Below are 18,632 nucleotides of genomic sequence, written 5' to 3'. Positions count from 1 at the left end.
GCAAACCATCTAGGCGTCATGCATCATAAGTCCTTGGCGTTGTAGTGCCTGAAGGGCATGATGGCACTTTGCTGATGGATAGTCCCCGATCTTCTCCATTCGTCTCCGTATGCCTTGGTTCGCCTGAAGAAGCAAAGTTATAAGATAATCGTGAACGATTCACATCAATCTAAAAAAACGCATTGACATTTAGCTATATGAGGATAGGATGAAGCCACACGATAAATACATAGAGCAATCCAAAGCGTTTGCGGGTGAACCTCGAATCTTAATCCTTCAATGGCTTAAGGAGCCTCGTGCGCACTTCTCTCATCAAGTTACCGGTGATCCAGCGTTGATCGGCGTGTGCGTAACGTTGATTACTGAAAAACTCGGCATGAGCCAGCCAACTGTGAGCAGGCACTTGGATCTATTGAAACAAGCAGGCTTTTTGCGTGTGAACAAAATTGGCAAATGGGCATTTTATTCAAGAGATGAAACTGCAATCGATGAATACAAGGCTTGGCTGACGCAGCAAGTCTAATGGAGATGGAGTTTTTCCGGTATGGATGGCGGAGTTTTTGGCGGACTGATGGTTATGTTGTGCTGGGGGATTTCAGACTTTATTCAAAGCCTGATGATTCGCCAGTTAGGTACCGCAAAAACAATGCTGGTTCGCAATATATTTACCTTTGCTGTGGCCTCCCTCTTGGGGGCATATTTGATCATGTCACACCAGCTCAGGTTCGACACCAGTGCCGTGTTGATCATAACCTGCAGCTCTGCCGCCTACGTATCAGGGTATTATTTCTACATGCGAGGGTGTGAAGTCGGAAACTTGTCCTTGGTTTCTCCGATTGCTTCTACCTATAGCTTGGTCACTATCCTTTTCTCCATCATTTTTCTACAAGAAAGGTTGGCCCCGGCTGCCTGGACTGCCGTATCTATTATTTTTATTGGTATTGTCATGACATCCGGCAATATCTTCCGCTCACTGCGTGGCGGCTCGCAAGGGTTCCTCCAAGCTATCTTGGCCATGGCCGGCTTTGGTGTGGCCTTTTTTATTCTTGGTTTTTCCGCAAAAACACTTGATGTCACGAATGCTTTCTTTTATTCGGCATTAACTCAGGCTGTTCTTTTTACTTCATTGGCGCTGATCAGGAACGGCAAGCTGGAAAAAGGCGACGTAACTCAGCGTCGCGGGTGGATTTTCTTTGCGCACTCTTTGTTAGTCAATGCAGGCTGGGTGTTTTATATATTCGCCTCCAAGGTGGGTGATCTATCGTTAGTGACGCCTATCAGTTCGGTATACTCCGGTGTAACTGTGTTGCTAGCTATCGTGATCTACAGAGAGATAACGACGGTGGTGCAGAAGGTTGGGATAGGTACTGTTCTTGTTGGCGTGTTTTTACTAAGTTACAAATAATCGGAATTTACCCATTTTCCGCTCCTCGCTTTAAGGAATGACTAATATTGTTGTGCTGAATGCATCAGGTAGTCATTTAGTACTGCATGCATAACCCATTTAGATTCTATGTACCGATCACGGTAGAAGGAGTTCTTGGAATGATGCAGCCGCCAATACCCCCCGTTAATTACTCACCCGTTTCACTGGACCTTGTTGCCAGAATCGATACATGGGCGAATCAGCACCCCGAGAAAACAGCAATAATGTCTCGAGGACAGCCGATTACCTACGCTGAACTTTCAAACCGAAGAAAGGCACTCGCCAAACACCTTGCCCGCGAAGGCTTTGGATTGGGGAGCAAGATTGGGATTTACTTGCCCCGGGAGCCTGATCTGATCGTCGCGCTGACTGCGGTACTGTCGATAGGGGCAATCTTTGTTCCGCTCCCCCCGGATTCGCCATTACAGCGTAATGAGCTTATAGCCTCGCTCGCCAACCTCGATGCCGTGATTAAACCTCAATCTGTTGATCTTTCACGATGGCCGGTGGACGCTTTTTTAAATATCGAGGACGTCGATTGGAGCGATTCGACGCTGCCCTTTGACCCCGTTATCGATGATGTTTCGCTTGCCTATATGCTGTTCACTTCAGGCTCAACGGGTCTCCCCAAGGGCGTGATGGTCCGTCGGCAAAATCTTGCCTATTTTTTATCTGCGATCAATGAGGTGATCAATTTTTCGGCATGGGGCGCGCTGGTTTCCACGACGACCTACGGCTTTGATATTTCCATCCTGGAATTTTTTCTGCCCTTGGCTCAAGGTGGAACGCTGTACTTGGCCAGTGAGCAACAGGCCAGGGACGGACAGGCGATCGCGAAATTACTTGATCAATGTGACCGTGCGCTGCTTCAAGCCACCCCAGCCACCTGGAGACTGCTGATAGCAGCAGGGTGGCCCCGCACCTGCGCCGTCGGAGCGCTGTGTGGCGGTGAAACATTACCCGTCGATCTGGGTAAGAAGATCTTTCAGTCGGCGCGGGCGGCATGGAACCTTTATGGACCGACAGAAACAACGATTTGGTCTTTCTGTCACAGATTGCAGGCCGACGACTTTACCGGTTCTGCCACAAGTGTCCCCATAGGCCAGCCGTTGCCTGGCACTCACTATCGATTGTGTCCGTCAAATGACCCTTTAGAGTCCGAACTGGTGATTGAAGGGCCTGGGGTCAGTGCCGGTTATTTCAATCGGGACGATCTGACGCTGGAGAAATTTCAAACAACTGAAGCAAAGAGCAGCACTTCAGTGGCTTACTACACCGGCGATCGGGTTCGACGCCAGCCCGATAACTCCCTGGTTTTCATCGGACGTAAAGACCGCCAACTGAAGTTGAACGGTTACCGTATCGAGCCGGGCGAGGTCGAGGCCGCCCTTTATAAGTCCGGCCTCGTCAGCCAATCGGTCGTCACGCTTGTGGAACACGCTCATGATGACCACAGGCTGGCAGCCTATGTCGTGCTGGATAATAAAGTGTTGGGGCAGCAGCGCGATGCGGATGCCGGGGTCTGGCTCGACGTGTGGGAAGCGGCTTATCTGTCGGCGCAGAAAAATGAGATCGCCAGTGCCGAAAGTGGTTACACCTCAAGTTTCTCCGGCGAGTTGATCCCGGACAGCGATCTGCGTGAATGGGTGCAGGCGACAGCTTCTCGTGTTCTGGCTTTCTCAGACCATTCAGTGCTGGATGTAGGCTGCGGTATCGGGATGACTGGAGCCGCGCTGCTGGAAAGAGGCGTTCGGCGTTATGTCGGCTGCGATGCTTCTGAAGCGGCGATTGAGTCCGCGCGACGACGGCTGGAGGCGGCCGGTAGCAATACAGCCTCATTTGCGCTGGTAAAAATGGCGGCTCATGAGCTTGATGCGCTGGGTGAGGCACCTTTCGACGTCGTACTTCTGAACTCCGTCATTCAGTACTTCCCAGGCATTGATTACCTTGTCGATGTGCTTCAAAAAGCATGCACGTTGTGCAAAGACGGCGGCGTGATTGTGATCGGAGATGTTCCCTACGAGTCTCTGAAACACGTCCTGTCCGCTGCCGCGAGTCGTACCCGAAAAAAGTTGCAGCGTGCACTCCCCATGATCGGAGAAGGGGAGTTGTGGCTCGATCCTTTGCAAATCAAGCAAGTGGCCTACACGCTTGAGCGAATCGTCAACGTAGAGACCGAGTTGCGAGCAGGGCAAGGTAGCGATGAAATGACTCGTTATCGTTACGACGTCATCATAAGGCTCGACACGGATGACCGAACAATCGTAGAACCGGTTACACGCTACTCGTATCAACATGAGCGTCTATACGAGCAAGACCTGAGTCAATGGTTGGCATCCGCCCCTTCGGCGTTTGTGCTTACAGGTGTTCCAAACGCTAGAATCAGCCTGGACCTGCAGCTTTCCCGAAACGCTCCCTCAATCATCCCAGACGAAGCTTACGACCCCGAATACTTTCGCCGCTGGGCCTCCAGCCGCCATCGTCAAGCCAGGGTGCGCTGGAACGATAGTCTCCCCGCAGGAACGATGGATGTATTCGTGGGGCCGCATAACAGCTTGGACCCCACTTTCGAACCTCGCCCTGCCGTGGGTAGCGCGCGGGTTGAGCAAGCCTTTGTCAGGGAAATCGACGACCTCGCTATCCGGCAAGATGTCATTGAGAAACTCAAAGACTCCCTCCGAACCCATGTTCCCTCGTACATGATTCCCGCCCATTTTGTTTTCCTGGAGCGTTTCCCGCTCACGTTCAACGGAAAGCTGGATGTCGCAGCGCTCGAGCGGCTAGCGCCTCACGTCCAACCCAGACCATCACAAGCAGACGATCAACCGTTGTCGGTAAAACAGCGCCTGACGCGAATATGGTCCGACATCCTGATGACCCCTTCGGTACATCCCATGCGAAGTTTTTTTGCCCAGGGAGGTTCCTCTCTGCTCATCGTAAACCTGACCAGGACGTTGAACGATGCCTTCGGTTTGAACCTTCAAGTCACTGAGCTTTTTGAAGAAAACAGCATCGACGCTCAAACGCGTTTGATTGGCAGAAAGCTGGGGTTGGATGACGCCTCGCCCTCGAAGTTGGGCCCTTCTTCCAGTATGAGCCGCAGGAACGCAGCCATTAAATCAGCGGCTCGTAAACGCCAGAAGCAGCTATAGGCGCCGCGCGGCTAAGTCACCATCAATTTGGGAGAGAACAGGATGAGCGAGATCAGATATCACGGAAATGAGATTGCCGTTATTTCCATGGCTTGCCGATTCCCGGGCGCCGACTCCATCGAGCAATTCTGGGAAAACTTAACAGCGGGTCACGAGTCCATTGAGCCTGTTTCTCTGGGCTCCTTGCTGGAAGCGGGTGTTCCGGCTGAACGGGCCAATCGGGAAGACTACGTTGCCATGGCGGCGCGTCTGAATAATGTCGATCGGTTCGATGCTGGTTTTTTCGAAATGTCAGCACGCGAGGCAGCGATTACCGACCCCCAGCACCGACTGTTACTTGAGTGTGCCTGGGAGGCGTTGGACGCTGCGGGATTTAGCAAGGACCGTGAGGCGTTGAACATTGGCGTGTTCGCTGGCGCAGGTAACAACGGTTACCTTCACACCAATGTTATGGGGGAGGAGGACGTCTGCGAAACCGGCTTTTTGGACAGCAGCGCCGGTTTCATGAATTTGTTGGGTAACGATAAGGATTACCTGTCGACACGGATTGCTTATAAATTGGGGTTGCGTGGTCCCGGTCTAAACATCCAGACGGCATGCTCGACTTCGTTGGTCTCGATTCATATGGCGTGCCAAAGCTTACTCCTGGGCGAGTGCGATGTTGCATTGGCCGGGGGCGTGACCGTTCTGGTGCCCCATGCCCAGGGTTATGTCTACCAAGAGGGGATGATCCAATCGCCAGATGGACATTGTCGGGCGTTCGATTGCGCGGCGCAGGGCACGGTCTTTGGAAGTGGCGCCGCACTGGTCACTCTCAAGAGGCTTAGTGATGCACTGGAAGCGGGTGATCCCATTCAGGCTGTAATTAAGGGATCGGCCATCAATAACGACGGTTCCAAGAAAGTCAGCTTTGCCGCCCCCAGCTCCCAAGGACAAGCTCAAGTCATTGAACGGGCACTTGAGAATGCGGAGGTAAGCGCTGCGACTCTCGACTTTGTAGAGACTCATGGTACAGGCACCCCATTAGGCGATCCGATAGAATTCAAAGCGCTGATGGACGTGTTTACACAGCACGGTGCCAAGGCAAACACCTGTGCATTGGGTTCGGTGAAAACCAACATCGGTCATCTCATCGCAGCAGCTGGCGTGGCGGGTTTTATCAAGACTGTGTTGGCGCTCAAGCACCGGACAATTCCCGCCACGCTGCACTTCAAGAGCGCCAATAAAGACATCCATCTTGACGGCAGTCCGTTCTTTATCAGCGCCAAAACCCTCCCATGGCCGACCACCGATTCACCCCGCCGCGCAGGCGTCAGCTCCTTTGGGGTGGGCGGTACGAATGCTCATGTCGTTCTTGAGGAGGCCCCCCTGACATCGGCGCATTCGCTGACTGAGTCCGGCAGCCCCTACCTTCTGGCTCTTTGCGCGAAGGATCGTGACGCCCTGGCGGACCTCATCAACCAGTACCGCGAATGGCTCGAACGCCCGGCTGTGTCGTCGCTGCGCGATATCTGTTACAGCGCCCGTGCCGGACGGGCAGAGTTCCCTTTTCGATACGCCGTGTCGGCCCGCCAGCCAGAAACCCTTCTGACAAAACTCCAACAGCAAGACAAAGATATTCACTGGGTCGACCCTGCCAAGGAGACCGGGCTGGTTTTCGTGTTCACGGGGCAAGGTGCTCAATTTCCAGACATGGGCAAAGATCTCTACCAGCATAACGAGGTGTTTCGAACCTCTATTGATCGTTGCGATGCTATCGCGCAAACCTGCATGGGAATATCCCTGCGCACGATCCTTTTTCCTGCACCAGGCGATGAAGCTGGGCTTATAGATCAGACACGCTATGCGCAACCTGCCTTGTTTGCGTTGGAGTATTCCCTTGCACAGGTTTGGCTGAACGTTGGCGTTGTCCCCGATATTTTGCTTGGGCACAGTCTCGGTGAATTTTCGGCGGCTTGTGTGGCGGGTGTGTTCAGTCTTGAGGACGGTATGACCCTGGTCGCCGAGCGTGGGCGCCTCATGCAGGCGCTCCCCTTGGATGGCGGAATGTCCGCCGTCTCGCTGAGCCACGACGAGGTGCGCAAGTTGCTGGCTCAGCATGCCATTGATCTGAGCATCGCAGCCGTCAACGCCCCTGGCAACGTAGTGGTTTCCGGCGCCCTGAGCGAGTTGAGCAGACTCTACTCAGTGCTCGACACCCTGGGTACCAAGTACACGCGCCTGAATGTCTCCCATGCGTTTCATTCCGAACTGATGGAACCGATACTCCAGCCCTTTGCCAGCGTTCTGGGGCGCACCAGAATGTCGGCACCCCGCTATCCACTGATCAGCAACGTCAGCGGGGAGATAACCAAAGAGCACCTAATGACGTCGGAGCATTGGCTTGACCATGTTCGCCAGCCGGTACGCTTCATGGACTGCATCCAGAGCGCATTCGAAATAGGTGGCCGGACTTTTCTGGAGATCGGGCCAAAGGCGGTGTTGTCGACGATTGGAGCGGCATGCCTGCAACCTGATGACGCCGACCAGACCACCTGGATAACGAGTCTGAACAGCAAGGTCGCTGATCGCGAACAAATGCTGGAAAGCGCGGGGCGCTTGTTCGAGGCCGGGATTGAACTTGACTGGGAGGTCCTTTTAGAGGGGGCGACGGCGACGCGCGTAGACACGCCAAGCTACCCATTTCAGCGGGTGCCCCATTGGATAGGCCCTCGCGTTTCGGCAAAGCCTCAGTGGATGACGGCCGTGGACTGGGTGCAGCACCCCATCAAAGCTCAAGTAACCCATGACGACCAGAACGTCACCGGGGTCTGGCTGTTCATTGGAGGGACGAGTGAACTCGTCCAGGGTATCCGCAATGGCCTGTCAATTCGTGACGAACACTTTGTTCGCGCTATATTCGCGACCGATTGCTGCCGGATCAGCGCCAATATCTGGCACATCAGGTCCGACTCCCCCTCGGATATAAACGAGGTGTTTCGAACACTGCCCATTTCAGCGCGCAACCCGCTCAGAGGCGTTGTTCACCTCGGTGGGACCGAGCAACGGTCCGCAGACAACCATCCCTTGGATAATGAAGACCTTGGTGCCCTGAATGCCGGTCTCTATAGCGTGTTGGCCACGTTGCAAGCGCTGACGACCAGCTCCAGACCAGAGGCTGCCAGGCTTTGGATCGTAACGCGTGCAGCGGTAAACGTGAGTTCCGCTGCTTCATCGATCAACGTTTCGCAGGCCACACTTTGGGGGCTGTCCAAAGTGATCGCGCAGGAAGAGCCGGCTGTTTGGGGCGGTTTCATAGACTTGCCACCGAGCATCGAGGATGTCGGTGCCGATCTGCTTCTGGCATCGCAATTGATTCTTGCAAACGGGCAGGAAGATCAATTCGCTATTCGTCATTCCAGCGTTCATGTGCCTCGACTCATAGAGGTGTCGCCAGCTAAATCGAGGCCTATGGCGCTAAGTCCGGATGCGACCTATTTGGTCGCCGGTGGGCTGGGTGGGCTAGGGCGCGAGGTCCTTGCATGGTTAGTGGAAAAGGGGGCCCGTCATTTGGCGGTGGTCGGACGCAAATCGCTGGAAGCGACTGGCTCGACCGTGCTGGAAACGTTTAGACGCCAGGGCGTGGAAATCGACTATCTCACTATGGATATCGCATCCCGTGAGGCTGTTGAGCCGCTGATGTCGTATATAGGTGCTCTGCAATGGCCGCTACGAGGTGTGCTGCAGTTGGCGGGGACTGTTGAAGATGCTGTCCTCTCGAAATTGAGCACATCCTCTCTCAGGCATGTCTTGTCGCCGAAGCTGCAGGGCACCCAGGTGCTGGACCATGTCACCCGCGCCCAGTCGCTGGACTTTTTCGTAGGCTTCTCGTCAATTAGCGCGTCGCTGGGGTTCAAGGGCCAGGCGAACTATGTTGCGGCCAACAGCGCGATGGACGCCATCATGGAAAACCGCGCAGGTTCGGGATTACCTGGTTTAAGCATCGCGTGGGGACCTTGGTCATCCGAGGGCATGGCCAGTCGGGTCGATAAGGTGTTCAAGACGCGTCTGTCGACGTTAGGCATCAATTACATTACTGCGAAAGTCGGCCTGCAAAAGTTGTGGGACAACCTGGGTGCACAAGGTGTCGTCGGTATAGCACCGATCGACTGGGCGCCCTATAAGGCGCATTTACAATCCAGCGATTGGCCGTACCTATCGCTTATTGATGCGCAACACTCAGCAGACAAAGCAATCGTGGAGCGCGACACCGTTCCCTTTCTCGAGGCTGTGTTGTTGCTGGATGACGAGCAACGACAGGCATTCATCCGGAGCAAGTTGATGTCTGTTGCGGCCCGGGTTGCAGGCAGTCTCGATGCCGACGCAAGTCCAGTGGACAAGTCGCTCACAATGATGGGCTTTGATTCGTTGATGACCGTTGAATTTCGCAACAGCCTAAAAAAGCTCGGTATTAACTTTCCCCTGGACAGGCTTATCGTCGGTGCCACCCTCAGCGACATCAACGACTTCGTACTTGAGCAGCTTGAGGCGGTCCGTCAATGCAACCCAACCGAGCGAGCAAGCAGTAGCCCTCCTGAGCCGCAAGCAGTGCAGACATCGGACTGTGTGGTTATCCCAATCCCTAGACCGGAAGCAACGCTTCGCTTGTTTTGCTTTCCCTATGCAGGCGGCGGGCCCGCGGTATTCAAGGATTGGGCGGGCCGGTTGCCCAATCATATCGAGCTTTGCTTACTGCAACTGCCCGGTCGTAATGCACGACTGAGGGAAAAATCTTACACCCGCATGGAAGAACTGGTGACAAAACTGACACCTGATCTGATCCCCTATCTAGACCGGCCGTTCGCATTCTTTGGTCTGTGCTTGGGCGGTGTACAGGCATTCGAGGTGGCTCAACGCCTGGTCAATGTACATAACCTGCATCCGACACATTTGATTTTCGCAGGGAGTCGGGCACCGCACTTTTACAACGAGCATCAATTCGCTTCCGATGTACTGCAGTTCAACTATGAGTCGGATCGTGAGCCCGCGGTGAGCGATGACGGCGAGCTCATTGCGATGCTCAAGGAAATGAATTTTGCCAACAATCAAGCACTGTTCGATGACGCTGAAATGCGTGATTTGATGCTTCCCATCATCAAGGCTGACTATGAAATAAATAATACCTATCTGTACGAAGCCAGCCCCCGTCTCGAGGTCCCCATTACCTCGATTGGAGGGCGTATCGACCCTTACGCCACGGGCGTTCACATCACCGGCTGGCGTGAGCATACGACTCATGCGTTCAAGTCGGTGTTCTGTGCGGGGGACCATTACTTCGTGGAAGGGCAGCGCGATCTGATAGCCAGTATCGTGGTGGAAACCCTCGCCACTTCCTCCAATTCAAAAAACAGCCACTCAGCAGAAACCGTCTATCAATAGGAGAGTTCAAATGCCTTCATTTTTCGTACGTACTGCACTGTGTTTCGTTCTAAGCCTGACCGCTCACTTGGCGTTCGCGTCATCTGACGCTCGCTCGATCCGGTTCTACGACGGTGGCTGGGAAAATATCCAGATCGACAACCATATCGCCATGTACATCCTCAAGCATGGATACGGCATGAACGTAGAGTCGGTAAGTCTTGATATCGCGCAAATGCAAAAAGCGATGGAAACGGGCGACATCGACATCAATATGGAGATGTTTACGTCGCTGATGCCTCAGTGGGTCGAGGATCAGAGGGCAAAAAAAGCCATCCTCGATTTCGGTCCCACTTATGAGCGTCTCACGCAGGCATTCTATGTGCCCACATACATGATCAAGGGCGATGCCAAGCGTGGAATCAAACCTACGACCCCTGATCTGAAACGTGTCGAAGACCTTCCCAAGTATGCTGAGGTATTCAAGCGCGCATCGGGATCAGGCAAGGCCACTTGGTTAAACTGCATCAGTAGTTGGGCGTGTCGGGAAATCAACCTGATCAAAATGGCCACTTACGGGGTGGATCGCTCTTTTACGCCAGTGGAACTCAAGTCTGAGTCAGCGCTCAACGCCGCGATTATTTCAGCTTACGAGAAGGGCCAGCCCTTCATGACCTATTACTGGGACCCTAGCCCTCTGATGGGTGAACTGGCCCTTACACGCCTTGAGGAGCCTACCTACAGCGAAGCCTGCTGGGACGCCATCAGCGATAGCCTTGCCCAGTTCAAGGAGGGCGTCGGGAGTCGACAAGCGTGCGCATACGCAGATATCGCCCTCAATAAATATACGTCAGCTAAATTCGCCAAAGAGCATCAGGCAGTCATCCCTTTCTTGAAGTCGATGTTCGTTGGTACCGATACCATCCGGACGCTGGCAACACGAATGGTCTCCAACAAAGAAACCCCCGAGCAAACGGCGCGTTATTACTTGCGCAACCATACTGCTGATTGGAAGGGGTGGGTGCCTGAAGAGGTGTTCAAGAAAGTTTCCGAGACGCTGTAAGCATCCAGGTACGGCCGAGCGCTTTGTCCCCGCGATAAGGCTGTAAAAGCAGTGCATGTGGTGTGTTTGGCGAAGCGGGGTGGCTGGTTTGAGGCCGCTTCGCAACTCCATGGGGGGACGATCAGGTGTCGGATTGCTGGGCCGTCCAGTGTTTCATTTCTTCGGCAATGAAGTGATGCACCAGGTCGCTGTACATTTTTTCGATGGCATCCGGGCTCAGGCCTTCGGCCTCGGCCCATGCGCGTCGTGTCGCCAACATGGCTTTGAAACGCTCCGGTGCCTGCACCGAAGTGGCTGATGTCTTGAACTTCGAGGCCGCGAGCACGTATTGAAAACGCTTGCCCAGCAGCGTGATGACGGCCTGGTCGAGGGCATCGATTTCGCGTCGGATGTCCTCCATGTTTGTGCATTGCGAGGGTTGCAACGGGTCCATGCTGTGAGCTCCGCTTGTTGAACAAGACCGGCCCAACGTGAGCCGATCTTCTGATGGAGTTTAGAAGCACCAGTCCTCAGCGCGAACGACACGACAGAAGGCGCCTGCCAGGGTTGCGTTGTGATGGGCGACGATCATTTCTGCCTTCAATTCAGGCGTGTCGGAACAGGTATGACCGTCGGCGATCAGGACCGCGTCGAACCCCAGGTCCCGGGCGGCTCGGCATGTGCTGTCGATACAATACTGGGTTTTCATACCGGCGATGACCAGGCCTTCAGCGTTACAAACCTTTAGCCGCTCTTCCAGGCCCGTCAGGGTGAAGGCGTTGGGGCGATTTTTTTCGAAGATGACTTCATCACCTTCCAACTGCAGTTCCTGCACCAGTTGCGTCAGCGGGCTTGCAGGCTCGATGGGCGAGCCAGGCGGGCCTACGTGGCGAGCCAGGAAAATCGGTGCGCCAGCCCTCCGGGCCTTGAACAGCAAGCCATTCAATGTGTCCAGCAACGCTTCGCCAGCCCAGGGTTTATCCGGGCCGTGAAACGACCCAACTTGCATATCGAGAATCAACAGCGCGTGCATGGTGCTTTCCTTGCGTTTGGGCCAGTGACGCAAAGGCAAAAGAAAAGGCCCTTACCATCGCTGGCGGGCCTTTGAGATGCGTGTGTTATTGGCTCACGACACCTCACGACCCGCCTTGGCGGTCGTGGTTGTGGTGGTCGAGGCGATCTGAGAAAGATTCATGGCCTGACAGTACCTGTAGGCAATCCAGCCTGGCAAGTCTTGCTTGCGCAGATGTATACGGCCCCTGTTTGGACCAAGGGACAGAGGCTGGCTAGTCTTCGAGGCCGCGCTGTTCGATCACGCCAAACACATCCGCCACATCCTGCACCAGGATCCGGGCGACGTTGGTGAGGGTGTCGATCAGCAGGACGGGGTGGGTGGTGGCGGTTTGGGTGAGAGGGGTGAAGCGGCTGGATGAGTGAGTTGTCATGAGGTTGAATTCCTTTTAAGAAAGAAGAAATGCCACCTTTTTGCTGCGAATCAAATGGGTGGCAGTTGCGCGAGGGTTCGCAGACCGAGGAAAGAATCCAAAAACTCGGCAGACCCGAAAGTCTCCCGCGCACAACCGCCATAAAATGAACGCGGGCAAGTTTGCCTGAATTTCATTTGACGGTATTAGATCTTTTTCATCGAGGGCTGCGAAACCCAGCCACCGGCCAAAGCCAGCGACGACCCAACTATAGAAGTCGATCCCGGCACCCACAACCGACCTGTAGGACGCCCCCGTCCCCTGTGGCGAGGGAGCTTGCTCCCGCTCGGCTGCGCAGCAGTCGTAAAACCGGTACCAGCGGAGTACCTGGCGAAAAGAGGTGCCTGGTTTGGGGCCGCTTCGCAGCCCAGCGGGGATAAATCCCCTCGCCACAGAGGTAAATTCCTACGAGATTTTCGGAGCGCTTCTTGCCGCTACCACTGGAGTGTACGGCTTGCTGTGGGAGCAAAGCTTGCTCGCGATGCAGGCACCTCGGTTCCCCGGAAGACCGCGTCGTCTTCATCGCGGGCAAGCCTTGCTCCCACAGGAACCGTGCTCCCCCAGGAGGCTTGCGGCGAGTATTTTCAGATTTTTCTAGCGACAGCCGCGAAAAAAAGCCCTGATATCCTCCGCCAACAACTCCGGCTGCTCCAACGCGGCAAAATGACCGCCCCGAGGCATCTCGGTCCAGCGCTTCACCTCGCAGCAGCGCTCCACCCAGCTCCTCGGCGGCAGGGGCAGTTCCTTGGGAAACAGCGCGACACCCACCGGGGGCTTCACCCGTTCGCCGTGGTTGAACAGCAACGGCCGCTTGCTACCTTCAACGTATTGGCGAAACGACGAGCCGATGCAGTTCGTCAGCCAGTACAGCGTGACGTTGGTCAGCAGCCAGTCACGATCGATGGCGGGTTGGGTATCGCACCAGGACAGGATTTTTTCCCCCATCCACGCCAAGAGTCCCGCCGGTGAATCATTCAAGCCCACGGCCAGGCTTTGCGGTTTGGTTCGCTGGATGTGCCCATAGGCGCCTTCGGCATCGGCAAAGGCCCCGGCGCGTTGCAGGAAGGCGGTTTCTGCCTCGGTCGGCGCGGGTTCGGTTTCGCCAAGGGGAGGGCGATAGGAACCCGGGATGTAATTGAGGTGAATGCCCGTTACCCGCTCGGCAAAGCGCACGCCCAGCCACGTCGACACGCCAGCACCAATGTCCCCACCCTGGGCGCCAAACCGGTCATAGCCTAACCCCGTCATCAACTCGGCCCATAAACCGGCGACCTCATAAGGCCCCATGCCGGATTGCTGGAACGGTGCGGAAAAGGTGTAGCCGGGCAGCGACGGCACCACCACATCGAAGGCGTCCGCAGGATCGCCGCCATGGCGGGCCGGGTCCGTCAGCAATGGGATGATGCGCTGCATCTCGATGAACGAGCCGGGCCAACCATGGGTGAGGATCAATGGCATCGGATTCGGCCCGACGCCACGTTGATGAATGAAGTGGACCCTTTGCCCGCCGATGTGGCTGACAAACTGCGGCAGGCGATTCAGCGCGGCTTCCTGGCCACGCCAATCGAACGTGTTCGACCAATAGGCCAGAAGCTCCCGAAGCACATCCATGTCCATGCCTTCGCTCCAGCCTTGGTCGGCCAAGGGCTCAGGCAGCCTCGTGTTCGACAGGCGGTGTCGAAGGTCTTCAAGAGCGCTGTCAGGGATGTTGATGGAGAAAGGTTCGATGAGCATGATTACGCCTTCGGTTGAGCGGTGGCTGGCGGCTGGATCTGAGAAAACAACCAATCAACAAAAACCTGCGTCTCAGCCACCGCATTCCCGGACACCCCGTAGTAATAGCGGGCTAACGGCAGGCGCAACGCCGGCAACGGACAGGTCAGGCGCCCGTTGGACAAATCCCTGCCCAGCAGCGAAGCCGGACACAACGCCACGCCCAGCCCATCGACGGCGGCCTGCAGCACAAGGTGCATGTGATCGAATTGCAGGGTCGGCGGGTGGTTCAATGGATCGATCCCTGCGTGCTCCACCCAGTCTTGCCAATCGCTGCTGCGCGTCCTGCCCGACAACAAGGTGTGCCGGGCCAGGTCGTGGATGTTTTGCAATGGCACGCTTTGCAGCAACGACGGTGCGGCGACCAGCAGCAGGTCGTCTTCCAGCAATACCATGGGCTGCACATGCGGCGACCAGCCGCTATGCCCGCGACGGATGACCACGTCGAACGTTTCCCGTGATGGATCGGGAGGCCGCGTGCTGGTGACGACGTCGGGCTTGATGTCTGGATGGAGCGCCATGAAGTCGGGCAGTCGCGGGATCAGCCAACGCACTGCGAAGGAGGGGCGCACGTTGATGGTCACTTTGCGCTGGGCAGCACTGCGGGTCAGTGCAGTGGCGGCGTTGGCGATCTGGGTCAGTGCCTCGCTGACCTCTTCGTAGAAAGCCCGGCCGGCGGGCGTGAGCACGGACTGCCGGACTCGACGTTCGAACAGCAGCACGCCCAAGCGCTCTTCGAGCAACTTTACGTGGCGGCTGACGGCGCTGTGGCTGACGTGCAGTTCTTCGGCGGCGCGGCTGAAACTCTGGTGGCGAGCGGCAGCGGCGAAGGCGCGGACGGCGTTCAACGGGGGGAGGTTGGCGATCATGTGTCTAATTTAGTCACATAGGCGGTGCAATTAAAGCGTTTGTCAGCGTCCCGGTGCCACGCCACCCTGAAGGCCACAGCAATTTGCCCTGAATGTGGAGTGATGCATGGCCGGTTACGGACTTTTTCTGATCCTGGCGACCCTGACGGTGCTCAGCCCGGGCCCCGGCGTAGTGCTGACGATTACCAACGCCTTGCGCCATGGCTGGCGCGGTGCGTTGCCGGGTATCTTCGGGATCGCGTCGGGCGCGTTTATCGTGGCGGGTATTTGCGCCAGCAGCTTGGGGTTGATCCTGGCCGCCTCGGCGACGGCCTTCACGGTGCTCAAATACATCGGCGCCCTGTACTTGCTGTACCTGGGCATCAAGATGTGGCGTACCCAGCGCTTTATTCCCGAACTCCAGGCCACGTCGCCGCGCCCGTGGCGGCGATTCGTCGAGGCGTTGTCGATCCAGTTGCTCAATCCCAAGGCCGGGTTTTTCTTCCTGGCTGTGTTTCCCCAGTTCATCAAGCCGGCGGGTGACTACTACAGCCAGTTCTTCTTGCTGGTGTCGTCCTATAGCGTGCTGGTCGTACTGGTGCATGGCGGCTATGCGCTCATGGCCAATGGCGCCAGGGGCTGGCTCTCCTCGACCCAGGGCGCCAGGATTGTCGGCAAACTGTCGGGCATCACCTTCCTGGGTTTCGGTGTGCTGATGGCGTCTGTCAGCAAGTGACGAGTACAGGTCAACGCCGCCCCGTGCGCGTACTCACATCCACCCATACCGCCAGCACCAGGATGCTGCCTTTGACGATCATCTGCCAATAACTGTCGACGTCGAGCATGGACATGCCGTTATCCAGGCTGGTGATGACCAGCGCGCCGAGAAGGGCGCCGTAAACGGTGCCGGAGCCGCCGCGCATGGAGGTGCCGCCGATGAAGCAGGCGGCGATGGCGTCGAGTTCGCCCATGTTGCCGGCAGAGGGGGACCCGGCGGCCAGGCGTGCGGTGTTGACCACGCCGGCGAGGGCGCACATCACGCCCATGATGCCGAAGATCCACAGCTTCACGGCCTGCACGTTGATGCCGGACAGGCGCGTGGCTTCCATGTTGCTGCCCACCGAATAGACGCGTCGGCCGAACACGGTCTGGCTGGTGACGTAGCTGAATACGCCCAGCAGGATCAGCAGGAGCAGCACCGGCACCGGGATGCCGTCGTAGCTGTTGAGGGTATAGACGAACCCGCCCAGCACCGCACCGATCACCACCACGCGCAATACGTCACGTCCCAGGGAGTGGGCCGCCAGGCCATGAAGGGCACGGTTACGTCGCTGTTTCCAGGTCAGGAACAGCGTCAGGGCAAACAGCAGGATGCCGAGCCCGGTCCCGACCGTGTGCGGCAAGTAACCCTGGCCAACGTAGACCAGTTCCGGTGACACCGGGGCAATGGTGGTACCGCCGGTCACCCCCAGCAGGACGCCGCGAAACGCGAGCATGCCACCCAGGCCGACAATGAACGACGGGATGCGCAGGTAGGCGGTCATGTAGCCATTGCCCAAGCCGATTACCAAGCCGCACAGGGCTACCAGGCTCAGGTTCGCCAGCAGCGGGATGTGATAGACCACATCGAGAATCGCCGCCAGGCCACCCAGCAGCCCAAGCAATGAGCCCACCGACAGATCGATCTCGCCGCTGATGATCACCAGCACCATGCCGCAGGCGAGAATGCCCGTGATGGACATCTGCCGCAGCAGGTTGGAGAGGTTGCGCGGGGTCAGGAACCCACCGTCGGTCTGCCAGCTGAAGAACAGCCAGATCATCGCCACGGCGATCACCAGGGCGAGCATTTTGTAGCGACTGAAGAGTTGTTTGACCTGATTCATCTACGCGGACTTCCGATCATTATTGTTATGGCCATCGGGATGGCTGAGCGCGGCGGCAAGCACTTGTTCCTGGGTCAGTTCGTGGTTGATGAAGTCGCCGCGCAACTGGCCTTCGCCGATCACCAGCACGCGGTCGGAAACCCCCAATACTTCGGCCAGCTCCGAGGACACCATGATGATCGACACGCCTTCGGCTGCCAGCGCGCCCATCAACTTGTAGATCTCGTACTTGGCGCCGACGTCTACGCCGCGGGTGGGTTCATCGAGAATCAGCACGCGGGGTTTGGTCAGGAGCATTTTCGCCAGCACGGCTTTTTGCTGGTTGCCACCGGAGAGGCTGGTGATCGGCAGGAGCGGGCTCGCGGTCTTGAGGTGCATGCGCGAGATCTCCTTGTCGATGCTGCTCAGTTCGGCTTCGGCATCGATGCGGGTCAGTTTCGCGTAGTTGTCCAGCACTGCGAGGGTGATGTTCTGTCCCACGCCCAGGTCTGGAATGATGCCTTGGCGCTTGCGGTCTTCGGGAACCATGCACAGGCCGGCACGGATCGACTTGAGCGGCGTGCGCGTGTCGATGGGCTGGCCGTCCAGCCAGACTTCACCTTCGTAGCGACCGGGGTAGGCGCCGAACACCGCCGAGACCAGTTCCGTGCGACCGGCGCCGACCAGTCCGGCGATGCCGAGGATTTCCCCGCGCTTGAGCACGAATGAAATGTCGTCGACCCGTTTGCGCCTGGGGTTGTCGACGTCGTAGCAGGTGACGTGGCGCGCCTCGAAAATCACCTCGCCGATGTCATGGGGTTCGGTGGGGTAGAGGTTGCTCATTTCCCGTCCGACCATCTGGGTGATGATCTTCGGGATGTCCATGTCGGTCATAGCGGTGGTGGCGATGTGTTTGCCGTCGCGGATCACCGAGATGGTGTCGCACACGGCGGCCACTTCATCGAGTTTATGGGAGATGTAGACGCAGGCGACGCCCTTGGCCTTGAGGTCGCGGATGATGTCCAGCAGCACCTCGATTTCCGAGCGAGTCAGGGCCGAGGAGGGCTCATCGAGGATCAACAGCCGCGCCTGCTTGTTCAGCGCCTTGGCGATTTCCACCAGTTGCTGGTAGCCACCGCCGTACTGCGATACCGGCAGCGAGACGTTCATGTCCGGTACTTTGAGTTCACGCATCAGGGCTTCGGCGCGGTGGATCATCGCCGGGTAGTTCATGCGTCCGCCGGGAAGCGTGATTTCGTGGCCCATGAAGATGTTTTCAGCCACCGACAGGTCGGGAACCAGGGTCAGCTCCTGGTGAATGATGACGATTCCGGCGGCTTCGGTTTCGCTGATCGATTGCGCCTTGAGCGGCTGGCCGTCCCAAAGAATCTCACCCTCCCAGGTGCCGTAGGGGTAGACCGCCGACAGGACCTTCATCAGCGTGGATTTACCGGCGCCGTTTTCACCGCACAGGCCGACACACTCACCCGGCCTGACCTGGATGTCGATGCCGTTCAGGGCTTTGACACCGCCAAAGGTTTTGACGATACCGTTCATTTGCAGCAGGTAGTCGGGCATGGCGAGGGCTCATATGAAAAGGGCTCACACATCAGCAGGTGGGGATGGGGGGCCAGCCTCACGCTAATGC

Annotated in this window: 13 protein-coding genes; 6 read left to right on the top strand and 7 right to left on the bottom strand. The window is 56.8% G+C overall.

Features of this window, described 5'->3' with window-relative positions; genetic code table 11:
- Nucleotides 1-208 precede the first annotated feature (208 nt).
- The 5 genes from AC09SL_RS07845 to AC09SL_RS07825 all read left to right on the top strand — a co-directional run bounded on the left by AC09SL_RS07845 (nt 209) and on the right by AC09SL_RS07825 (nt 11,038).
- Nucleotides 209-523 (top strand): ArsR/SmtB family transcription factor, encoded by a 315-nt coding sequence (locus AC09SL_RS07845; protein ID WP_058542720.1) that lies wholly within the window; start codon nt 209-211, stop codon nt 521-523.
- 21 nt (nt 524-544) lie between these two features.
- A complete protein-coding gene (locus tag AC09SL_RS07840) occupies nt 545-1,405 on the top strand; it encodes a DMT family transporter (RefSeq protein ID WP_058542719.1) in 861 nt (286 codons plus the stop codon).
- A gap of 140 nt (nt 1,406-1,545) precedes the next feature.
- A complete protein-coding gene (locus tag AC09SL_RS07835) occupies nt 1,546-4,578 on the top strand; it encodes an AMP-binding protein (protein WP_058542718.1) in 3,033 nt (1,010 codons plus the stop codon).
- Between the two features lie 42 nt (nt 4,579-4,620).
- Nucleotides 4,621-9,996 (top strand): type I polyketide synthase, encoded by a 5,376-nt coding sequence (locus AC09SL_RS07830; protein ID WP_058542717.1) that lies wholly within the window; start codon nt 4,621-4,623, stop codon nt 9,994-9,996.
- 10 nt (nt 9,997-10,006) lie between these two features.
- Entirely contained in the window at nt 10,007-11,038 is a 1,032-nt protein-coding gene (locus AC09SL_RS07825; protein WP_058542716.1) for a glycine betaine ABC transporter substrate-binding protein, read from the top strand.
- A 121-nt stretch (nt 11,039-11,159) separates the two neighbouring features.
- On the opposite strand, the gene AC09SL_RS07820 is transcribed toward AC09SL_RS07825, so the two are convergent.
- The 5 genes from AC09SL_RS07820 to gcvA form a co-directional block, all read right to left on the bottom strand.
- The gene (locus tag AC09SL_RS07820) at nt 11,160-11,471 is read right to left on the bottom strand and encodes an isochorismate lyase (RefSeq protein WP_058542715.1); all 312 of its coding nucleotides are present in this window, start codon (nt 11,469-11,471) and stop codon (nt 11,160-11,162) included.
- 60 nt (nt 11,472-11,531) lie between these two features.
- Nucleotides 11,532-12,050: an isochorismatase family protein gene (locus tag AC09SL_RS07815; RefSeq protein WP_058542714.1), complete on the bottom strand. Its 519-nt coding sequence runs from the start codon at nt 12,048-12,050 to the stop codon at nt 11,532-11,534.
- A gap of 253 nt (nt 12,051-12,303) precedes the next feature.
- Nucleotides 12,304-12,462 carry a hypothetical protein gene (locus tag AC09SL_RS07810; protein WP_193034247.1) on the bottom strand — a complete coding sequence of 53 codons (159 nt, stop codon included), beginning with the start codon at nt 12,460-12,462 and terminating at the stop codon, nt 12,304-12,306.
- Nucleotides 12,463-13,095: 633 nt separating this feature from the next.
- Nucleotides 13,096-14,235, bottom strand: a complete 1,140-nt coding sequence (locus tag AC09SL_RS07805) for an epoxide hydrolase family protein (RefSeq protein ID WP_058545248.1) — start codon at nt 14,233-14,235, stop codon at nt 13,096-13,098.
- 2 nt (nt 14,236-14,237) lie between these two features.
- A complete protein-coding gene (gene gcvA, locus AC09SL_RS07800) occupies nt 14,238-15,143 on the bottom strand; it encodes a transcriptional regulator GcvA (RefSeq protein WP_058545249.1) in 906 nt (301 codons plus the stop codon).
- A gap of 106 nt (nt 15,144-15,249) precedes the next feature.
- Between gcvA and AC09SL_RS07795 the strand changes: the two genes are divergently transcribed.
- The gene (locus tag AC09SL_RS07795; RefSeq protein ID WP_058545250.1) at nt 15,250-15,858 is read left to right on the top strand and encodes a LysE family translocator; all 609 of its coding nucleotides are present in this window, start codon (nt 15,250-15,252) and stop codon (nt 15,856-15,858) included.
- A gap of 10 nt (nt 15,859-15,868) precedes the next feature.
- Here the strand turns inward: AC09SL_RS07795 and AC09SL_RS07790 are convergent, their stop codons facing one another.
- Together AC09SL_RS07790 and xylG are read right to left on the bottom strand one after the other, a co-directional pair.
- Complete coding sequence (locus tag AC09SL_RS07790; RefSeq protein WP_058545251.1) at nt 15,869-17,005, bottom strand: sugar ABC transporter permease; 1,137 nt, start codon at nt 17,003-17,005, stop codon at nt 15,869-15,871.
- Nucleotides 17,006-18,562: a D-xylose ABC transporter ATP-binding protein gene (xylG, locus tag AC09SL_RS07785; RefSeq protein ID WP_058545252.1), complete on the bottom strand. Its 1,557-nt coding sequence runs from the start codon at nt 18,560-18,562 to the stop codon at nt 17,006-17,008. It lies immediately after the preceding gene.
- Nucleotides 18,563-18,632 lie beyond the last annotated feature (70 nt).

The sequence above is a fragment of the Pseudomonas sp. PF05 genome (assembly GCF_056521845.1).
The sequence above is the reverse complement of the archived record's forward strand: the minus strand, read 5'-3'. Positions and strand labels throughout refer to the sequence as shown.

Coding starts and splice junctions, on each gene's coding strand:
- AC09SL_RS07790 (WP_058545251.1), bottom strand. CDS start 17,005: ATGAATCAGGTCAAACAACTCTTCAGTCGCTACAAAATGCTCGCCCTG.
- AC09SL_RS07820 (WP_058542715.1), bottom strand. CDS start 11,471: ATGGACCCGTTGCAACCCTCGCAATGCACAAACATGGAGGACATCCGA.
- AC09SL_RS07810 (WP_193034247.1), bottom strand. CDS start 12,462: ATGACAACTCACTCATCCAGCCGCTTCACCCCTCTCACCCAAACCGCC.
- AC09SL_RS07830 (WP_058542717.1), top strand. CDS start 4,621: ATGAGCGAGATCAGATATCACGGAAATGAGATTGCCGTTATTTCCATG.
- AC09SL_RS07840 (WP_058542719.1), top strand. CDS start 545: ATGGATGGCGGAGTTTTTGGCGGACTGATGGTTATGTTGTGCTGGGGG.
- gcvA (WP_058545249.1), bottom strand. CDS start 15,143: ATGATCGCCAACCTCCCCCCGTTGAACGCCGTCCGCGCCTTCGCCGCT.
- xylG (WP_058545252.1), bottom strand. CDS start 18,562: ATGCCCGACTACCTGCTGCAAATGAACGGTATCGTCAAAACCTTTGGC.
- AC09SL_RS07795 (WP_058545250.1), top strand. CDS start 15,250: ATGGCCGGTTACGGACTTTTTCTGATCCTGGCGACCCTGACGGTGCTC.
- AC09SL_RS07825 (WP_058542716.1), top strand. CDS start 10,007: ATGCCTTCATTTTTCGTACGTACTGCACTGTGTTTCGTTCTAAGCCTG.
- AC09SL_RS07845 (WP_058542720.1), top strand. CDS start 209: ATGAAGCCACACGATAAATACATAGAGCAATCCAAAGCGTTTGCGGGT.
- AC09SL_RS07815 (WP_058542714.1), bottom strand. CDS start 12,050: ATGCACGCGCTGTTGATTCTCGATATGCAAGTTGGGTCGTTTCACGGC.
- AC09SL_RS07835 (WP_058542718.1), top strand. CDS start 1,546: ATGATGCAGCCGCCAATACCCCCCGTTAATTACTCACCCGTTTCACTG.
- AC09SL_RS07805 (WP_058545248.1), bottom strand. CDS start 14,235: ATGCTCATCGAACCTTTCTCCATCAACATCCCTGACAGCGCTCTTGAA.